This window comes from Hutsoniella sourekii ATCC 700629, assembly GCF_000518205.1.
Taxonomy (GTDB): Bacteria; Bacillota; Bacilli; order Lactobacillales; family Aerococcaceae; genus Hutsoniella; species Hutsoniella sourekii.
Window position 1 is genome coordinate 13,258 of record NZ_JADD01000025.1, and the last position, 19,293, is coordinate 32,550.

The following is a 19,293-nucleotide window of genomic DNA, read 5'->3' on the forward strand; positions in this document are numbered from 1 at the left end:
TTAGTCTATTCTATCTACTTGTTGGCCAGCCTCATAAGCTGCCTTTAACATAGCTTTCAAGCTCCAAACAGATAGTTCAATAAAATCTTCACTATCAGTGTTTCGCTTTTCTAAATCTCCTCGGTCATTCACTGCAAAGCTATGTTGCTTAGCAATTTCTAAAAGGATGATTTCTTTTTTCTGTTCTCTGCGCTGAATAGCGACTAAAAAACTGTTTCGTTTGACTTCTTTATTGGTCATAAGGGGCAACTCCTTTTCTTTTGGTGACCACATATTGCCCTACATTCACAGCTTAGTCCAGTTCTTTTTTGACTAAAAAGACTTATTTATCAAGCTTTCTGACAACATCTATCCCGTCAAGAACATTCAAACTGGAACCATTGTCCCAGGCTACTAATAAAGATCCTAAATCATCTACTGCTAGGACAATTCCTTGGGTACCAATCGGTGGCGCTTGGTCATCATCCATTTTTAAAAGTTCAATACGTGTCCCATGAGGGTAGTTGCTTTTGATTTGTGCTAAGCGTTCTTTATTCATCACTGCCACTCCCTTTCGGATGTCTAAAAGCGGTATTGCCAGTTAAGTCTTTCAATAATATCTTTCGCATCTCCTTGTAAGATGGTCCAATAAGACCGATGGATAAGAGAAAGACACGAAAGCTATATTTATCATTATCTGTTTGGGTCGGTTTATTTGAGATCCACTCCCGACGCTTCACATAATCAATCATCTTGGTAATTAATAGTGAGCTGGCTTGGATGGTCTCTGGACTGGGTAAGTGATTAAACCAGAGGAAATGAAGTTGGCCATCTGCTTCATAAAAACTGATTTGGTCAGCTTTTAAAGCTTTCTTGATAAGGTCACTTTTAGATTGGAGGAGATGGTTTAGCTTTTCTAGGTCCACTTCATCAATAGCTGGAACGGATATGGTTAATCCGTCATCATCTTCATCTGATATATTCTCAACTACTTCCTCAAAACCCGCTTGTAGGATTGCTTGGTGAATAGATTCTGATACACCAGTCACTTGGCACTCCCTATCCACTTTAATATCACCAATCTGGTAGGCATAAGTGGGAGTGCCTAAGTAAACCACCTCTTCCTCAACAACTTCGCCTATCAATTGACACAAGGCTTTTCTTTGACGACCATTTAAATCATACTGCTTTTGCATGACTGTCACGCTCCTTTCTTCATGTACATACATCACTCTAAAAAGCGTGAAAGTCCAGTCTTATTTAGCAATTTGAGCTAATTTATTTCTGAGTATTTATAACACTTATTATCCCGAATTAGAACCACATCATCTGAGCCGCCAACCTGTTCAATGTACCGTTTCACAATCACATCACAGAACTTTTCATCGAGTTCCATCGTATAACAAATGCGATCACTCTGTTCACAGGCAATGAGCGTTGAGCCAGACCCACCAAAGGGGTCAAGGACGACTGAATTAGTTAAAGTGGAGTTCATAATCGGATAAGCGAGTAGCGGTATCGGCTTCATTGTTGGATGGTCTGAATTTCGACTTGGCTTATCAAATTCCCAAATGGTTGTTTCTTTACGACCTGCGTACCAGGCGTGTTTCCCCTTTGCTTTCCAACCATAAAGAATAGGTTCATGTTGCCACTGATAAGGGGATCGTCCTAAAACGAGCGATTGCTTTTTCCATATACAAGTTCCTGATAAATAAAAGCCCGCTTCTTTAAAAGCTCGACGAAAGTTTAACCCCTCTGTGTCAGCATGGAAGATATAAATAGATGCATCGTCAGACATGACTGATGCCATACCCTCAAAAGCTTTTAATAAAAATTGGTAAAAATCGTCATCAGCTTGGTGGTCGTTTTGAATCTTACCTGCACTGCCCTCATAATTCACGTTATAAGGCGGATCAGTGAGTACCAGGTTGACTTTCTGATCCCCTAATAAAGTCTGATAGCTTTCTTTCTTTGTTGCATCCCCACATAACAATCGGTGACGACCGAGTTGCCAAATGTCCCCCGTTTGCGTGATACTGAGTTCTTTTAAAGCTTCATCGACATCGAAGTCGTCATCTTGAATGTCTTCTTTCAAATGGTCTTTGAACAAATCATCGAGCTCTGCCATATCAAATCCAGTTAAAGCTAAGTCATAATCCAGGCTTTCAAGATCAGCCATTAAAAGAGCTAATTTATCCTTATCCCAATCTCCTGAAATTTTGTTCAAGGCGACATTGAGAGCTTTCTCGTCACTTTCTTCCAGGTTAACAACCACACAATCAATCGTGTCATGACCTAATTCTTGTAAGACCTTGAGACGCTGATGGCCGCCAACCACCCGGCCTGTTCGTTCATTCCAAATGACAGGTTCAACATAGCCAAAGGTTTCAAGTGATTGTTTGAGTTGGTCATATTCCTTATCACCTGGCTGTAAGTCTTTACGCGGATTATAGTCCGCAGGAAATAAGTCTTTAATGGCTATTTGTTGGATGTTCATAACGCTTCACCTCCGTTATCAACGCTTGTAATTTGTCACTAATCTGTTCCCATGGATAAGAAGAATCGGTAAAGTGACCATAATGTGCAGTTTGTTTAAAGTCAAAAGGATACTTGAATAATTCTTCAATCATTCCTTGAGGCGTCAATTTAAAAACAGCTTGAATGGCTTTGGAGATAGTCTGATCACTCACTGAATTCATACCGTCTGTTTCAACACTGACCATCACTGGTTCTGCCTTGCCAATTGCATAAGATAATTTCACTAGGCATCGATTAGCTAAGCCACCAAATACCACGTTCTTGGCCAGATAACGGGCCATGTAAGCTCCTAAACGATCGACTTTGGTTAAATCTTTTCCTGAAAAAGCACCGCCCCCATGAGGGACTAAACCGCCATAAGTATCGACCATTAGCTTGCGACCCGTTAAGCCTGTATCAGCTTCTGGACCGCCTAGGATAAACTGACCAGAAGGATTGATCAGTATTTGCGTTTCGTCATGACAACGGTAATGAGCTAGAACGGGGTCAATAATGAGCTTTCTGACTTTACGTTCAAAACTCTTATGATGAATATCAGATTGATGTTGCAAGGACATCACCACTGTATCGACTAATAAAGGAATCTGGTCTAAATATTTCATAGTAACTTGAGCTTTTCCATCTGGTCGTAGTTCAGGAAAGTCACCTGATTCTCTTACTTGGTCGGCTTTTTGACATAACTGATTTGCAATAACTAATGGGGTCGGCAGGTAGTATGAATTCTCATTGGTCGCATAACCTACCATGGTCCCTTGGTCACCCGCTCCCAGTTCCTCATTATCAGTGTCTCCCTTTCGCTGTTCCAACGAGGAGTTAACACCACTGGCAATATCTGGAGACTGTTCTTTCATAAAACACTGAACCTGGTAATCCATCGGGTCATAACCAATCTGTGATAACCCCTCGTCAATCACATCCGAAATATCGATATAACCCTCACACGAAATTTCTCCAGCTACAATGATTTGCCCCTTCGTTGCTAACACTTCACAGGCGACTCGAGCACTTGCATCAACTTTTAGACAAGCGTCTAATACACAATCTGATAAATAATCACATAGCTTATCGGGATGCCCCTTACAAACCGACTCTGCTGTTTCAAAATAAATCTTTGTCATTCATCATCCTCCTTTATTTTTGTCGACTTCTTAGTAACTGTTCCATCGCATCTCCTTGTGGATCACCTGCATAAGGGGTGAGAGAGTTTTGCTTCACGATGTCAAAAATTTCATACCATAAGAGATTGGCTTGCTTTTGAAAGCTTTGACTCATCTGGACAAAAGGGCTAGTAATCGCCCCACCTGTTGTTGGGTGCTTGCCTAACAAACCAAAATCTGAGATGGCTTCTTCACATTGAATAAAACGCGCAAAAGCTTGTGAGTACGATTCAAGTAACCGTCTGTTCACAAGTTTTTCGCATCCTCGCTCCTGTAACCAGAGCCAGGTTTCTTTATAGATAATATCTGCGCCGAGATCCGTCCCATCACGCTGTTTAGCGGATAAGTATTCGGAGGGTTCAGGCATTTCATTACCTTGGTAGTCCACATCAACGTCAAGTTCATCCACTTCCAAATGAGAAGGTTTCAAATCAGGGATCGCCATCACCAGTGCTTTTTCACCTTGATTCACTTTCTCAGCTAAATCTTTAGACTTCTTACCCGCTCTCGGTCTCCTTCCTCCTCGTCGTGTACCATCTTTTGCCATCTCCTCCTCCTTTCAACTCCAGAATAAAATCATTCCCCTTAATCCCCCGTTTGAAACCCCCTTCCCCTGCGTGAGAGGGGGGCGCCGCTGAATGGGGATAATTGTTTTGAGATTCAACCTCCCCCTGGGGTGTAAAAAAGATAAATTTTAATATTTATTACTGATTTCTTGGTCGTTTATGTCTTCTAAAGCGGTCACCATCAAGGATTGATTGTCTTGAATGGCAAGACTTACATAAAGCTTGTAGATTACTTTCATCATGTGTCCCACCATGTTCAAGAGGTACAACGTGGTGGACTTCCTCAGCTACTTTCATTCGTCCTCGTTCTTTACACTTCTCACACAAAGGATGGGCTTGGATGTATCTATTTCTTATCTTTCGCCACTGACTGCCATATCGTGTCTTGTGGGCTGGGTTACGATGATAACGGTTATAGGTTTGATAGTCTTTCTTTTGATGGACTTCACAGTACCGACCCTCAACCAGTTCAGGACAACCTGGATAAGAACAAGGTCGCTTCGGTTTTCTAGGCATCACATTCACTCCAATAGAAAAGCCCATGCAGTCTCTTGACCACACAGGCTCTCTTGATTCTTTTTCTAGTATAACAATAACAAAAGTTCTTAATGACTTTCAATGACATTTACTGACAAGTTAGTCCTCGTCTATCTAAAGCTTGCAGTCCACGGTTATGAATACGAAAGACCTGGCGGGTATCAAAATTCATCTCCACCGCGATCTCTTCCCACTTCTTAAAACAGAGATAGCGTTTTTCTAAGACGACCTGGGCTTCCTTGTCTTTTAGTTTTAAGATGCAGTCTTTAATTTCTAACTTCAAATCCACCAAGCGATCAATGTCTTGATTGATTTCTTCTTGCATCTCAATAATCTTAATCAAGGTATCTTCAAAACTAGTCGGACGGTAGTGCTTGGACTTAGGTAAGTTGGAATAAGTCATCGTCATTTTTGTTGCCAGTTGATTCCAAGCATCCACCTGTTCGATTTTATTCTCGATAGCCTGATCTAAGTAAAAGGCTTGTTGTAAATACTGCTTAGGTGTCATCTCATGCTCCTTTCAATTGTGCTTTGACGGCTTCGAGTAAAGCTTGTTGGCCTTTATCTTTTCGTTTAAGGGCTGACATTGCATCTTCATCTACTGTGCCTTTAGTAATTAAGTGATGAATGATGACTGATTCTTTTTGACCTTGTCGGTAGAGTCGAGCATTGGTTTGTTGGTAGAGTTCTAAAGACCAGGTCAGTGAATACCAAACTAGAGTTGATCCACCCGCTTGTAAGTTTAAACCATGACCTGCACTGGCTGGATGGATAACAGCAACAGATACCTTACCCTCATTCCATTCCTTAAAGTCTTGACTCGTCTTTAAAAGCCTGGCTCCGACTCTTTTTTGAATAACCTCTAAGTCATGCTTGAACCAGTAAGCGATGAGGATGGGTTTCCCATTCGCTGCTTCCACCAAATCCTCCAAGGCATCAAGTTTACGCTCATGAATACTAACACTGTCACCTTGGTCATCATAGACCTTGCCACTCGCCATTTGAAGGAGTTTATTGGATAAGCTCGCAGCGTTGATCGCATCGATGGCTTGATCTTTCACTTCCACGATCATCTCAGCTTTGAGTTCATCGTAGACTTTCTGTTCTTTATCAGAGAGCTTGACTACGACTTCGTTCATCACAAGGTCTGGCATATCTAAGTAATCTTCTGCTTTCATTGAAACCGAGATATCCTCGATCTGTTTATAGATAGCATCCTCTGCATATGATTTTGGTTTATAAGAATAGATGACCATACCATTACGTTTATCAGGGTCAAAATACCTTTGACGATAGTGACTGATAAAACGTCCCAGTCGTTTCCCCATATCGAGTAATCTAAACTGCGTCCATAAGTCCATCAATCCATTACTGGAAGGGGTGCCTGTTAAACCGACCATTCGTTTGATTTTTGGACGAACCTGGATTAAAGACTTGAACCGTTTAGATTGGTGGGACTTAAAACTTGATAGCTCATCCACAATCACCATGTCATAGTCAAAAGGTTGACCGCTCTTTTCAATCAACCAGGTTACATTCTCTCGGTTTATGATATAGATATCAGCTTTGGTATTTAATGCCGCTAACCTTTCTTTTTGACTTCCAACAACATCAGAATAAGTTAAGTCTTTTAAGTGTTCCCACTTATTAATCTCATCGGGCCAAGTATCTCTAGCGACTCGTAAGGGAGCAATCACCAAGACCTTTTTGACAGTGAAATAATCAAACATCAAATTTTTAATAGCGGTTAAGGTGATCACTGTTTTACCGAGTCCCATGTCTAACAGCAAGGCGGCAATAGGATGTTGTTCAATATAATTTATCGCATAGGCTTGATAGTTATGGGGTGTGAAGTTCATCCGCCACTACCTCCTCCATGATTTTAGGAATCACTAGTAAGCTATCCAGGACATAACATTTGAATCCTAAGTCTTGAAGTTGTTCTATTCTTCGGTTTTGAATTTTCCTCACCTTACCACCAGGTTGTTTGACTTCCACAAAGGCTAGCTTTCCTCCTGGCATGAGAAGCAGGCGGTCTGGAATCCCTGTTAAGCTAGGTGAAATAAATTTGATGGCTAGACCACCTCGTTCAGTGACTGCTTGTCTTAATTTTTCCTCAATTTGTTTTTCTCGCATAACGGATCCTTTCATCAAAATTTATAAAAGTGTGACACCTGTGACATCCGATTCCTATTCTTATATATAAATAAATTTCATTTTTTCTCATATACGTAAGGTAGGTAATCAGTTGTCACACATGTCACAAACGTTGTTAAATCAACATTCTATAAAAATTCATTGAGGAGTTGTAAACCATGGATAAAACTCCCCTCACGTTTTTTGAACCTTTTAAACCCAGCGGATGTTAGCGCCTGATAAAATTCACGACTATTTTTAGCTATATCTCCTGTACGATAACAATGAGCACGGTAAGCGTCATATAACTGCCCTGACTTCTCCTGCTTATCCTCGCCTAGCTCACAGCACTCATTGAGGAATTGTTGAAACCAATCATTGGCTTGATGGTAATGGGCAATCGCCTCTTGAACCCGTTTAGCGGGCTTAATTTTGAAGTCTTTTTTAATGACACGCTGAGCACCCTCAATGATCCATTGAAGAATCTCACCACCACACTGGTCATACAAATAGTCCGCATAGTTTTTGATATCAGACTGTCCTTCAATCACCGCTTCAAAAGGAATGACAATTAACCGTCGCCAGGTCCCAGCGTCCATAGCCCCCACCTTAGGAAGATGGTTGGTATAGAGAACGATGGTGTGAGAGGGTACAAAGTCAAAAGGTTTCTTGAATTTCTTCTCGCCCTTAATGATATCCGTTGAACACAACTGCTTAACAATCGAGGTGTTTAAGCTCATCCCTTCTTGAAGTTCAGCAGCAATCAACAACCGTTTCCCTTTCGTTTCAGCAATTTCAGGTTTCACATTGCGTCTTGATTGATTGGTTAGAACATCCGCTGACAAAGTACTAGCGTAAGTACCAAGGACTCGCGCAATCGTATTCCAAAAGGTCGACTTCCCATTTCGCCCATCACCATAGGCAATAATCAAAGCTTCAACGTATACTTTTCCAACTACCGACAGGCCAACGATTTCTTGAACATAATCAATCAAGTCTTGGTCATTGAGGAAGAAGGTGTTCAAAGCTTCCTGCCAAATCGGAGACTTATTATTCTTGACAGCAACTGTTGTTTGTTTGGTTAGTAGATGGCCTGGTTGATGGTCTAACACCTCTCCTGTTTCCAGGTGGTAAGTACAGGCTGGCGTGTTCAGAATAAACGAATCACTATCCAGGTTCATCGGATCCACTGCCACCAAGTGCTCCGCAATTCGCAAAGTTGCCTGGACATAATTTTGATTACGACGTTTTAAGACAAACTCTCGGTAATTCATCGCTTCATTTAGCTTCTGGTAGAAAATCATTTGTTCCTTATTAAAAGCTTCGAGTGCCTTTTTCTTACTCAGGTTATCTAGGAGTTGCATACCACCATTTCGACTCAACAGGTTTTTATATTTAGCGATACCTTCCTCTGCTTCTTCTAACTGGCGATCGGTTAGCTCTCGAACTACACCCACCGCATCCAGGTCTGACTCCTCCCAGTAACTATCGTTATAAACCAAGAAACCTGTGGCTTGTGAGAAGCGAAGTTTATCTTGGAAATGCTCCGCTAGCACCAAGGCCTGACCAATATCTGAATAGTCCTCAGGCTGATAGAGATACTCACTATTAAACTGATCAGGTGGGATGTAATTAGGATCCTCAGCCACCCGCTTTTCAAATTTCAAAGCCGACTGCCAGATTTGATTCAGTTCCTCATCACTTAATGGTGGCTCACACAAACTTGCTCGTTCATCAAATAAACGTCGTGCTTCTTCGGCATCACCTAAGCGCACCAAGACCCGTCCCGCATATTGACTCATCGTGCTATTACGTGATCCCTGACTGATGGTTTGAGGAACACCAGGCATGGCTAAGTCTTCAAAGTTAAGCGGTTGGTTAGCGATAAAGTCATCAATGGTTAGTTTCCCATCAAAGTACATCACCTCTGGATTCTCCACGCCATAAATAAAACGGGCGCTATCCAAAGCATTGATATCAAAATAAGGAGCTACCTCAACAATTCGCTCTTTCAATGCCTTGTAGTCATCCGCATCCTGGATAGAGTGAATTGGAAAATAAACATGGAAACGTGGTCGAGCTGACTGGTTGCCCTTGACCTTTTTATTGTTTCGACTTGAAGCCGCATAGCACTGAACCCCTGGAAAGAGTGACGGGATGCCCACCATTTGAATCCAATCTGTCGGATTGTCAGAATAATCATTATCGACATCCAATACGACAACATCTGAAGCTATAAAGTTCGCCACTGACCGTTGATTATTTTTATAACTTGCTGCCACATGGTCAAAGCTCACCACCTTTTTAAAGTCTGACAATGATTTAACGGTCTTTTTAAGGGGGTAGAAGCGATTCTTTTCCTGTCCCCGTACATTTGCATGGTATAGTTCCATAAACTACTCTCTCCTTCATTTAATCTTTTTGATAGAACTGACATTCAAACCCGTCAGCTCCAAGCACTAACCCTTCTGCCCAATCAGGTGGTTGACTCATTAGTTTTGAGATTTCTTCCACACTCGACTGACCTTCAGGCACTTCTAAAATCACCTCATCGTGGACATGCATGACAATTCGATAGTCTCTTAAGCGGTACATCGTTTCCGCCAAAATATCTCGGGCAATCCCCTGGACGATATTCTCAACAAATTTAGCCCCATAAGACTCGATGGCTTGCCACTTATTTCCTGTCCCAATGCCTTCATAGACAACGGACTCCCCGCCAAAACGATTCTCGCCAATTCGAGGTTTACAATAAGCTAGCCTTCGACCTGACGGAAGTTGAATGAATAAAATACCTGACTCATAACTAAAACGAAGGCCATGTGTTTCAGTCGTCATCCGCCCTTTGATGGTGTCTTTCGTGCAACGATCCACTGACCACCATAAATTAACGATGTTCGGACTAGCTTGCCGCCAATCATATACAATACCTTGAAGTTCCTCTTCTTCCAGTCCCATCTCTAAAGCGCCCATCGCTTTAAGTGCACCGATGGATCCACCGTAACCACACGCTAATTCGGCTACTTTACCCTTTTGCCTTAAGTGGCTATTGATCCCATGCTTTTCTACTGGGATACCAAACATCTGCGACGCTGACTCACAATAAATATCCTTACCCGCTAGAAAAGCTTCCTGACGCCAATCTTCTTCGGCTAACCAGGCTAAGACTCTTGCTTCAATTGATGAAAAGTCGTCCACGATAAAACGGTGACCGTCATCAGGTATAAAAGCGGTTCGGATCAGCTCCGATAAAGTATTGGACGTAGAATTAAATAGCATCTCTAACGTTTGGTAATCTTTAACTTTAACCAGATTTCTAGCTTCTTCTAAATTAGTGATGTAGTTTCGTGGAAGATTTTGAACCTGTATTAAGCGCCCTGCGTATCGACCCGTTCGATTTGCACCATAAAACTGAATCAGCCCTCTCGCTCGTCCGTCACAACCTGTGACATGTTTCATGGCATCGTATTTCTTCACACTCGATTTGGATAACTCCTGTCTCAACTCTAAGACCCGTTTTACATCACCACTCGAAGTTTCTAGGGCTTCTTGTACATCCTTTTTAGCGAGCGACTCAATGAGACATCCCTGTTTATTTAGCCAATCTTTTAACTGCATAGGGGAGTTCGGGTTTTCTAAACCAGTAAGTTGTTTAGCCTCTTCAAGATGGACGGCCCTTGCTTCTCGGTCGCAGTGAAGTGCACCATCAACGAAGTCTAAATCCACCTTAATACCTAAGTCGTTAATTACTTGGTCTTGGTGGTAATGTGCCCACTCTTTGTTAGACACTGGAAATTTACTTAAACGGTCTTTAATAGCCAGTTCTACTTCAACATCTCGTTTGTTATATGCCTTGAACAGCTCCCAATCTTCTAGAGCATGATGGGGTAAGTTGCGTGTCCGACCCCCATTTGACTTGGTTGGTTTACAAGGGACACAAAAATAACGAATAAGGTTCTTCCCCTCTTTTAGCTTTTGGTCTTGCAGACCTAGCACCTCACCTACTTTTTCAAGGGATAGAGGTAAGCCCAGAGTGGCAGACCAAATCATCGAGCAATACCATGAGTGAGGGTCAAGGTACTGACCTGTGGGATAGCCTAAATAACGACTCAGACAAATCCGCTCGAAGTTGGCATTAAAAGCCCATTTCTGAACGGTTTCATCCGTTAAAGCTTTTAGAATCGGTTTAGGTATTTCTTCGTCATTAACTAGATCAACAACCTCGACAGGTCCGTTATCTACTGAATAGGCAAAGAGCAGGATATTAAAATCCTGGCTCTCTGCATATTTGTAAACGCCTGTCTTAGCAAGATTAGCGGATGAATAAGTCTCAATGTCGATGGATAGAGTCTTCATCTTGATAACCTTTTTCTTTTAATTGATTTTTCTGTTTTCTCTGACTTAATGCGATATCAATCAATTGGTTACTCACATAGGCAACACAAGCACCCATATACATCAGGATTGCAATTCCTACTCCTGTTAATACCCCATCAACTAGTGCCATAAATAAATCCATATTTGTGTCCTCCTTTAAGATAAAAAGTCATCGACTGCAGTGGTTAACGTTTGAAAATCTGATGAAGCTGACGTACGTCCTCCAAGTGATTCGCCATCACGTACCTTTTGAATATTGCCTAATCCTGCGGCGATTCCGCGGTTTCCATTAACGTTGTATGCGTACAGATTGATTGTTACATTGGCATAAACACCCGCATAAACTTCATTACGATCTATAATCGGCGCTACATTTCCATCCACGATTTGTGGTGCTTGTAGGGATGACGCATTGATAAAGTAGTGTCCATGATAAGCAGTGTCGTCTCGCTCATCGCCATCGCGTAATGGCGTACGGAGTTTGGAAATATCAGGCACTTTACCACCGAACTTATTGACTCCAGCTTTGGCTGCATTTTGAATCGCCTGTTTTACTTTTTTAATCGTTTCTGTATCCCCTTTGTCAATCAGTAAAGATACTGAATATTTTTCTTTTCCTCCGTCGAACTGTGCTCTTGGCTCCCAAATGAATGGATAAGATAAGCGAACTTCTGGTAGTAATACTCTTGTTTGTAAATTTTGATTTGTCATAATAATTTCCTCCTAGATTTGGTTAAATTCTTCTGTTGCGTCAATAGTTACGATTGCTGGTCGATAATCCGATTCAGCAACTAGGGTCAGTTTGCCTGTGGGCTTAACCACCAAGTCACCAAATAGGTCATTAAACTTCTTCTTGCCGATCTGCTTTTCAAGCTTTGTAATCGGCAGTACCTTCGTTTCATAAATATCCGTAATACCTTGTTCTTTGGCTCGTTCTTCAATTTTGGACTCATCCGTATATTTGCGACGAGTTCGTCCCTCGACAAGTTTGAATCCTGACCAGTGTTTCTTGTGTTGAATGGCTTGTTGTTCTGCATACTCTTTGACCGACTTAGCCCAGTCCACCAGATCATCGACATGAGCTAAGATATCCTCAATCTCATGATCAGATAGTAGGTGAACTTGTTTTAATTCGTACTTACGCAGTTTCAGATGATGATCGGCTCGATCTTTGGAGATGGCTTTTAGCTTGGTGTACTTGAGCCATGGGCCTGGTTCAAACTCACCTTTCCCCTCATAAGCGAGCTGAGCTTTTGGTTTCAGTTCCTTCTCCGCCCATTCCAACAAGGCGTCTTTATCTATTACCCATGTGTTGATGTTGTTAATACGAGGTTGATAAATCGTCAGATATAGCTCCTCAATGTCATAAATCCCATCAAGGAGATTTAATGCTCCAAGTCCATATAACATGAGTTGAGGATTATTCTCCGTTTGCACCCACATCCGTCCATACTTATAATCAATTATTTCTATACGATTATCCCCTACTAGAATACAGTCTCCCGTTCCGAAGCAATCAGAGACCCAGTTTGAACAATCCAGTCGCTGTTCCACCATGACATGAGGGTCTTGTTGAAAGTTCTGTATTAATTCTTGAACGAATAGAACATAGTCGTCCGTATATATTTCCATGTCAGCGTCAATATAATCAGAATCTGGTCGTTCTGATTCTTCTCCGATTGCCTTTAATAGCTTTGATTCTGCTAAAGCATGGGCCACAGTGCCTTCCTCAGCAAACTCATTGGTGTCATCCACTCCATATTCCTCCATCGCAATTTCTTCGAGCCTTGCGATAGGTGGCGATGACAACCATTTGGATGAGGAAGATGGCGATAGAAGTGCGTGTTTCTTAACCAATCGCATCCACCTGCTTCCACAAATCTGGAAATTTCTCTGGATTCACATCGCTTAACTTATCAACCCCATGAGACTGAATCAATTCACGTATTTGGTCGGAATATCCCGCCCTTGCTTTATCCGCTAAATGCTTTTGAATGGCATCAAAACTTATGAGTTTAGGGGTAGGGCCTTCATCAGGAATCGCGTAATCATCTAATAAGCTCATTTGGTCAGGATTTTCTTTCTGGCCTAATAGACTATTTAGGTCGTCTAACGTTTGTGCTAAGCCATTTCTAATCTCCAATAATTGCTTCATCTTCGACATCCTTTTAGGCCTCCAATCTATTAATCTCTAATTCACTGACCTGATTACCTGGCACGATGACACTCACTTTTAAAGGTGCACCTAAGAGTCGCATCAATACCTTTTCTCTGATTGTCATCGTCTTAACCGCGACACTTTGACTGTCTTGCAGTTTACGATCCAACCTAATTTTTAAGCGTTGCATTAGGTTATCCTCCTTTCAAAATTTGTAGGAGATCACGTCCCCTCAACTTATGTCGCCGAGGGGAATGATTGTTAACCGAATTTTTCAAACTTTTTTATTTTGGCTAACCTCTCCTTATATCTAGTCGCCGATATAAGGATTTGTTAACCCAAGCTCTGCAAGTTTTGCCTTTAATTTGCTTTCTGCTCGATTTAACCGCTTATTAATAGCTGGTCGGGAGACACCTTCTGCCCTAGCAAAGTCAGCCTGTGACCGACCTTCAAAATAGATTTGTTTAATGAGGTCTTGTTCCTTTAATGGTAAAGATTGAATGGCTTGATGAAGTAACTCGGTTTGTTCCATCTTCTCCGCATAATCATCTTCAAAATAAAAGCTTGGTGATTTAGGTCGACCTGGTACATTGTCATAACGTAAGCATCCACCAGGTTGATCGATTTTTTTATCTTTCTTCTTATCTTTAGGTGGCCGCTTATGATAGTTAAGTCCATCAGAGGCTTCGTACTCTCGATCTTCATAAGTTCCACTTGAATTTTTTACTAGCCCGCTGACAGTGTTATCACGAAATCGCTTAGGATTGTTAATTTCTGGCTTATTTAGGTCCTTGATAATTGCTTCGATAGGACGTTTTTTAGCCTCTGATAGATCATCAAGTTCTTGTTTCTGTAACTCGAAATCCGCATCAATCATGATGGCGACTTCTTCTGTTGTAATGTCATATACTGTGTTTACTGGATAACTGCTTCGGCTGTTTGGTTCAGATTTAAGAATGATTTTCACTGTTCTATCTCCTTAGATGCCTGTGACATCAAGGCGCAAGAACAGCAAAAAAGGGCTGGACCCTTCCGAAGATAGAAGTATCCAGACCTACATTTTGCCCATTTAAGTGCATCATAAGGAAAGGCTACTTCTACTCAATGCACACCAGTCTGATGACTGATGGAATTGAATATGTATCCTCACGCCTTATGATCACTAGGGCTATATTGAATTTTTAATTTGAAGGTGATTGTGGCTCACCTCCTAAAGCCGTTAAATTATTTACGCTTGCGTTTTGTCTGTGCTAATGCGGAACCTGCTACTGATTTGGAAATCTTGCTATAACGTTTGTCTCGTAAAATTTTCGATGCTTTACGGGCAATCTTTCGAGAAGTCTGTTTGCTATTACGCCGGGTCAACTGTTTTCACCACCTTGTTAACAAGGAAATCTTTTTAAGTAAAAAGATTTTCTGTTATAATTTAGAAAAGCACATCAAATTTATTTGCTTTCCACCCAAATAATATCAATTGGATTCACTCAAAATTCGGAATTATCGGAAGCATTCGGAAGAGTTCGGAAGTTTAAAAATTTAAATTAAAACTACTATTCGAAAGGAGGATTTTCTTGAACTTTAAAGAATATGCCAAAGGTTTAAAACCATTTATCTCTTATGGAAAAACTGGTGCAGATTTTTTTGTTGCCATAATTGGAAATTTTATTAAAGATTCAGCAATGGAAGGATGCGATTTATTAAGACGAAAACCTGATACTCAATATCGTTATTTAATTGGAAATCCTATCCCATCAAAAGATGCCCAATTTGTTTATGATCACAGAGATCCTGATAAATATGTTCAATGGATTTCTGAAATAATGGACGATTCCGAATCATATCAATCTGTTAGCGATTGGTTAATAAGTATCGGATTACCTGGTGAATATCCAGAAAATGAATGTCAAGAGCTATTAGAATCAATTTTTTTATCAATTTGTAGCTATTCAATGAAACAAAAAAAGCCCTCTTCAATTTTTGAAAAGAGCTTAAAGCTTATAAAAGATATAGATGAGAAACTTGAAAAATTACCTAGACCCGAATCAGTTCCTGTTCCTACTACTTTCTCTAACAAAGAGAAAATTTATATAGACGAACTTTATAATGCATATGCTGATGCCGAATCTATTGAGCGTTTCTCAGATAAAAATTTTCCTGAATTCCCTAACTATAAAGAAGATTTTGAAGATCGACGTATCGATTATTATTCTGCAGTTTCCATTGAACGCGGAGTTAGAGAACTTGATGCTGATAATTTGTCAAATCAATTCGAAGTTTTAAAGTCAGAAACTCTAGCTGGCATAAAAGATACTATGAGGAAAAAATATATCAATGGATATGAAAAAATGTTATCGACAATGGAAAAAGCTGTATCCAATCCGGTAGATAATTACATTCTATGCAAGTCCCCGTACTGGATTAGTAATAGCATTAAAAAAGGTGTATGCCATCATCTAGTAAATGATGGCAAAATAAAGTGGGTGAACTAACAATGAATAAATCTAATTTAATAGGCTCAGAATTTGAGACTTCTTTAAGACTTTTAATATTATTAAAAGAACTTTGCAAGTTCACTCTCAATGAACATCAAATAGCATGCATAGATTTTGTAGCAATTTATGCGGCCGACTTTGGTTTATTTGAACTAAATCTTCACGGAGACGGATTATTTAGGCATGGTGAGTTTTCTGCTAAATCAAAACTTGTAGCAGAATCTTTAAAAAATCTAGTTTACCATTCCTATGTAAAATGTATTGCCAATAGAAACGGTTATTTCTACGAGTTAGATGCATTAGGCATTGAGATTGCAAATTCATTAACTACAAATTACGCGAATCAATATCGCATCGCCGTAAACGAAGTGCTCTCTAAATATCCATCACTTGACAGTAAAAAAATTAATAAAGAAATTAATAACAAAACACTTTATCCATTGGAGGTGTACGATGAATAGACTTATACTTCATAAATTGATTATATCAGGTGGGGGTCACAAAGATTCTATAATTCGATTTACTGAAGGATTTAATCTCATAATAGGACCATCAAATACTGGTAAAAGTTTGATAATGGAGTGTATTGATTATGCTTTTGGATATATTCCTAAAAAAGGTTATCCTTCAAAAATTGTCGATAATAACCATGGTTATACGAATATTGAACTCGTCCTCCAAAAAAACGAGAATCGCATTTCACTGAAACGAAAAATCGGAACCAACCAAATCCATGTTAAGAGCAATATCCCTGATATAGAAAATGACACTTATAGAGCAAGTACAAATGCTAAAAAAAGTATTAGTGATGTTCTACTTAAACTAATTAATATTAATCATACCCACAAAATCATTACAAACCAAAAAGGTAATACTCAAAGATTAAGCTGGCGAACTATTCTCCATCTATTTTTCATGAAACAACAAGATATTGACAGAGAAACCTCTGCTCTATTATCACCTGATCCTAGAAGCAAAACATCTTCCGCAGCAGCTCTTCTATTTTTACTAACAAAAACTGATGCGAATGATTTAGTGCTTTCAGAAGATCCTGTAATTAGCAAAGCCAAACGTGAAGCTATAATAGCTTATATAATAACTTTGAGAGATAATATTGCATCAAAGCGAGCAGATTTAGAAGAAAAAATAAGCTCCCATAATATAGTAAATGTCCGAGAAATTATGGAATCTGTAAAAAATAGCATTGATTCACTTCAAGAAGAATTAAACGTTACAAACGAAAAAAGTCGGAATTTAATGAGTAACATTTATCAATTGAATAATTCTCTAGTTGAGTGCAATACTATTCTTCATAATTTTGACTCCTTATACTCTCAGTATATATCAGATGTAGAAAGATTAGAGTTTATTATAGAAGGTCAAATATGCGTAGGAGAACATCCCACTAAAAAAGTTTGTCCATTTTGTAAATCAGAAATACCTGATTCACCAAAAGAAGAACATATTGCTGCCTCTATGGCTGAATTATCAGGTCTGAAAGAACAAATTATTGAATTAAATAAAACTACGAATGATGTTCATAAAAAGAAAGATTCAATAATCAAGCAAATAAATAAGTTAGAATCCGAAAAGAATGAATTAGATCAATATATATCAAATAAAATCACTCCAAAATTATCAAATCTTGATAGTGAATTAGAAAATTATTCTGATATCTTAAAATGGGAGAGTGAGCTAAATGCAATAAAACAACAAGAGATATATTATGGAAGAGAATTATTTGATCGTCAGAATGAAGAAGACCCTACTGAGACTAAATATAATATATTTTCTAAATTCAATTATGATTTAATTTATCCTTACGAGCAAATACTTAGTAACTCTTTAAAAGAGTCTAATATAGGCGGTGCTGATAATACCAAACTAGATTTAGGTTCATTCGATATAACCATTAATAATATTAGTAAATCTGCTTGCTTAGGCGGTGGTTATACTGCAGTTATAAATTCTTTAATCACAATCTCTATGCAAACATATATATTCCAAAGAGAAGGATACGCTCCTGGTTTCTTTATTATGGACTCCCCTTTAACTCAATTATCTGAGCCTAAAAATGTCACAAGAAATGAATCGATTAAAAAAAATTTTATGTCTTATATCATGTCTCAATCAGAAAATGGACAAGTAATTATGATAGAGCAAACTGATGAAATACCATTTTCACCAAAAGATATTGCTAATAGAGGGGTTAATTTAATTGAATTTACACAAGACACTAACGAAGGTCGCTATGGATTATTACATGACGTAGTAAACCCCAAGCACAAATAGCACCTTAATAACCTTAGAAAGCGAGTAGAATAGTGGAAATCGAATATAATAAACTTTGGAAAAAACTAATTGATAATAATATGAAAAAAAAAGATTTACAAGAAGCCGCCCAGATTAGTTCCAATACAATAGCTAAATTGGGTAAAAATGAAACGGTTAGTCTTGAAGTGCTGATGAAAATAGCTACTGCTTTAAATTGTAAAGTAGAAGAGCTATTTGAAACTAAATAAAACAATTAGGGAATCCTTTCTAGCGCATCTAAAAGCGTTTTTAAGGAATGCCAAAAATGAAAGGAAGATATCAATGCAAGAGGATTTGACTCAAAAGGATTTACAAGAGATTAATAAACCTGAAACAATTGATGATAAAATTCGAGAATTAGCCAAAATTGAAATGGAAAAATTTGCAAAAAAAGTAAAAGAACGAGTAATTGAAATGGAGTTAGACAACGATGATCATTATTTAATATACGGAGTACTAGGTGTTCATAAAGAGGAAGGCAAATTAATTGATGTTTATCAAAATAAAGGTCGATTCCTGTACAAATATGCAGGAGCCTTTGCAGAAGAAGTAGCAAAATTATGTTTTATCGAAAAGTACGGTGCTGAAAATGCCAGAACTATTAAGATTGATAATCCTATTAAAAATAGTCGGCCAAAAACCTTTGAGATTGATTGTTTGGTAAATGAAAAAGATGCTTGGTCCCATATACTAGAAAAAACAGGGGTTGACTTATTAGCTATTTTAGAGGATATATATAGGGAAAATACCGAATTAAAGGAGTAATTACATTTGAAAAACTCGATATTAAAAGGCGATTGTTTAGAACTCATGAAAGGAATAAGTGATAATTCAATCAATATGGTTTATTGTGACCCTCCATTTTTCACACGATGAATTGCAATAATTATTGCGACAAAAAGTCATTCTAACTGAACAAGTTCGTGCATGAATACCTCAAAGGGTGTCTTAAAATTTAAACACTTTCTAGGTCGATTGTTTATCAACCATAGCGCATTGAAAAGTTCATCTTCCGTAATTTTAGCTAGATCTGTGCGTTT

General features: G+C 39.1%; 23 protein-coding genes. 5 read left to right on the forward strand and 18 right to left on the reverse strand.

The genetic code is table 11. The annotated features are described in order from the left end of the window. From T408_RS11115 to T408_RS0106815, 18 genes are all read right to left on the reverse strand, one after another. The gene (locus T408_RS11115; RefSeq protein ID WP_035420332.1) at positions 1 to 240 is read right to left on the reverse strand and encodes a DUF6900 domain-containing protein; all 240 of its coding nucleotides are present in this window, start codon (positions 238 to 240) and stop codon (positions 1 to 3) included. An 82-nt stretch (positions 241 to 322) separates the two neighbouring features. Further along, positions 323 to 538 carry a DUF4314 domain-containing protein gene (locus tag T408_RS0106735; RefSeq protein ID WP_035420334.1) on the reverse strand — a complete coding sequence of 72 codons (216 nt, stop codon included), beginning with the start codon at positions 536 to 538 and terminating at the stop codon, positions 323 to 325. Beyond that, the gene (locus tag T408_RS0106740) at positions 531 to 1,175 is read right to left on the reverse strand and encodes a hypothetical protein (RefSeq protein WP_028119273.1); all 645 of its coding nucleotides are present in this window, start codon (positions 1,173 to 1,175) and stop codon (positions 531 to 533) included. Before T408_RS0106740 ends, T408_RS0106735 begins: the two co-directional genes overlap by 8 nt. A gap of 77 nt (positions 1,176 to 1,252) precedes the next feature. Continuing rightward, positions 1,253 to 2,476 (reverse strand): site-specific DNA-methyltransferase, encoded by a 1,224-nt coding sequence (locus T408_RS0106745; RefSeq protein ID WP_028119274.1) that lies wholly within the window; start codon positions 2,474 to 2,476, stop codon positions 1,253 to 1,255. Continuing rightward, entirely contained in the window at positions 2,451 to 3,635 is a 1,185-nt protein-coding gene (gene metK, locus T408_RS0106750) for a methionine adenosyltransferase (protein ID WP_028119275.1), read from the reverse strand. The genes T408_RS0106745 and metK overlap by 26 nt, the downstream gene beginning before the upstream one ends. Before the next feature lie 13 nt (positions 3,636 to 3,648). Beyond that, positions 3,649 to 4,221 (reverse strand): P27 family phage terminase small subunit, encoded by a 573-nt coding sequence (locus tag T408_RS0106755; RefSeq protein WP_028119276.1) that lies wholly within the window; start codon positions 4,219 to 4,221, stop codon positions 3,649 to 3,651. A gap of 157 nt (positions 4,222 to 4,378) precedes the next feature. Beyond that, the gene (locus T408_RS11980) at positions 4,379 to 4,756 is read right to left on the reverse strand and encodes an HNH endonuclease (protein WP_028119277.1); all 378 of its coding nucleotides are present in this window, start codon (positions 4,754 to 4,756) and stop codon (positions 4,379 to 4,381) included. 109 nt (positions 4,757 to 4,865) lie between these two features. After that, positions 4,866 to 5,285: a DUF1492 domain-containing protein gene (locus T408_RS0106765; RefSeq protein WP_028119278.1), complete on the reverse strand. Its 420-nt coding sequence runs from the start codon at positions 5,283 to 5,285 to the stop codon at positions 4,866 to 4,868. Between the two features lies 1 nt (position 5,286). Continuing rightward, entirely contained in the window at positions 5,287 to 6,636 is a 1,350-nt protein-coding gene (locus T408_RS0106770) for a DEAD/DEAH box helicase (protein WP_028119279.1), read from the reverse strand. Further along, the gene (locus tag T408_RS0106775) at positions 6,617 to 6,913 is read right to left on the reverse strand and encodes a VRR-NUC domain-containing protein (protein WP_028119280.1); all 297 of its coding nucleotides are present in this window, start codon (positions 6,911 to 6,913) and stop codon (positions 6,617 to 6,619) included. Before T408_RS0106775 ends, T408_RS0106770 begins: the two co-directional genes overlap by 20 nt. 149 nt (positions 6,914 to 7,062) lie before the next feature. After that, the gene (locus T408_RS0106780) at positions 7,063 to 9,306 is read right to left on the reverse strand and encodes a phage/plasmid primase, P4 family (RefSeq protein ID WP_028119281.1); all 2,244 of its coding nucleotides are present in this window, start codon (positions 9,304 to 9,306) and stop codon (positions 7,063 to 7,065) included. A 19-nt stretch (positions 9,307 to 9,325) separates the two neighbouring features. Next, positions 9,326 to 11,269, reverse strand: coding sequence for a DNA polymerase (locus T408_RS0106785; protein ID WP_028119282.1), 1,944 nt, complete (start codon positions 11,267 to 11,269; stop codon positions 9,326 to 9,328). After that, entirely contained in the window at positions 11,244 to 11,432 is a 189-nt protein-coding gene (locus T408_RS0106790; RefSeq protein WP_028119283.1) for a hypothetical protein, read from the reverse strand. Before T408_RS0106790 ends, T408_RS0106785 begins: the two co-directional genes overlap by 26 nt. Before the next feature lie 14 nt (positions 11,433 to 11,446). Continuing rightward, positions 11,447 to 12,001, reverse strand: coding sequence for a DUF2815 family protein (locus T408_RS0106795; RefSeq protein ID WP_028119284.1), 555 nt, complete (start codon positions 11,999 to 12,001; stop codon positions 11,447 to 11,449). 12 nt (positions 12,002 to 12,013) lie between these two features. Continuing rightward, positions 12,014 to 13,147 carry a DUF2800 domain-containing protein gene (locus tag T408_RS0106800; RefSeq protein WP_235731627.1) on the reverse strand — a complete coding sequence of 378 codons (1,134 nt, stop codon included), beginning with the start codon at positions 13,145 to 13,147 and terminating at the stop codon, positions 12,014 to 12,016. Further along, positions 13,140 to 13,445, reverse strand: coding sequence for a hypothetical protein (locus T408_RS0106805; RefSeq protein ID WP_028119286.1), 306 nt, complete (start codon positions 13,443 to 13,445; stop codon positions 13,140 to 13,142). The genes T408_RS0106800 and T408_RS0106805 overlap by 8 nt, the downstream gene beginning before the upstream one ends. Positions 13,446 to 13,458: 13 nt before the next feature. Continuing rightward, a complete protein-coding gene (locus T408_RS11120) occupies positions 13,459 to 13,638 on the reverse strand; it encodes a hypothetical protein (RefSeq protein WP_035420336.1) in 180 nt (59 codons plus the stop codon). A gap of 120 nt (positions 13,639 to 13,758) precedes the next feature. Then, the gene (locus T408_RS0106815) at positions 13,759 to 14,415 is read right to left on the reverse strand and encodes an RNA polymerase sigma factor (RefSeq protein ID WP_028119287.1); all 657 of its coding nucleotides are present in this window, start codon (positions 14,413 to 14,415) and stop codon (positions 13,759 to 13,761) included. A gap of 604 nt (positions 14,416 to 15,019) precedes the next feature. On the opposite strand from T408_RS0106815, the gene T408_RS0106820 reads away from it, so the two are divergent. From T408_RS0106820 to T408_RS11985, 5 genes are all read left to right on the forward strand, one after another. After that, positions 15,020 to 15,937 carry an ABC-three component system protein gene (locus T408_RS0106820; RefSeq protein WP_028119288.1) on the forward strand — a complete coding sequence of 306 codons (918 nt, stop codon included), beginning with the start codon at positions 15,020 to 15,022 and terminating at the stop codon, positions 15,935 to 15,937. 2 nt (positions 15,938 to 15,939) lie between these two features. After that, positions 15,940 to 16,401, forward strand: a complete 462-nt coding sequence (locus T408_RS0106825) for an ABC-three component system middle component 2 (protein ID WP_028119289.1) — start codon at positions 15,940 to 15,942, stop codon at positions 16,399 to 16,401. After that, positions 16,394 to 18,232: an AAA family ATPase gene (locus T408_RS0106830; RefSeq protein WP_028119290.1), complete on the forward strand. Its 1,839-nt coding sequence runs from the start codon at positions 16,394 to 16,396 to the stop codon at positions 18,230 to 18,232. The genes T408_RS0106825 and T408_RS0106830 overlap by 8 nt, the downstream gene beginning before the upstream one ends. A gap of 32 nt (positions 18,233 to 18,264) precedes the next feature. Continuing rightward, positions 18,265 to 18,462, forward strand: coding sequence for a helix-turn-helix domain-containing protein (locus tag T408_RS0106835; RefSeq protein ID WP_028119291.1), 198 nt, complete (start codon positions 18,265 to 18,267; stop codon positions 18,460 to 18,462). A 73-nt stretch (positions 18,463 to 18,535) separates the two neighbouring features. After that, on the forward strand, positions 18,536 to 19,018 hold the full coding sequence (locus T408_RS11985) for an ApaLI family restriction endonuclease (protein WP_084543965.1): 483 nt from the start codon (positions 18,536 to 18,538) through the stop codon (positions 19,016 to 19,018). Positions 19,019 to 19,293 lie beyond the last annotated feature (275 nt).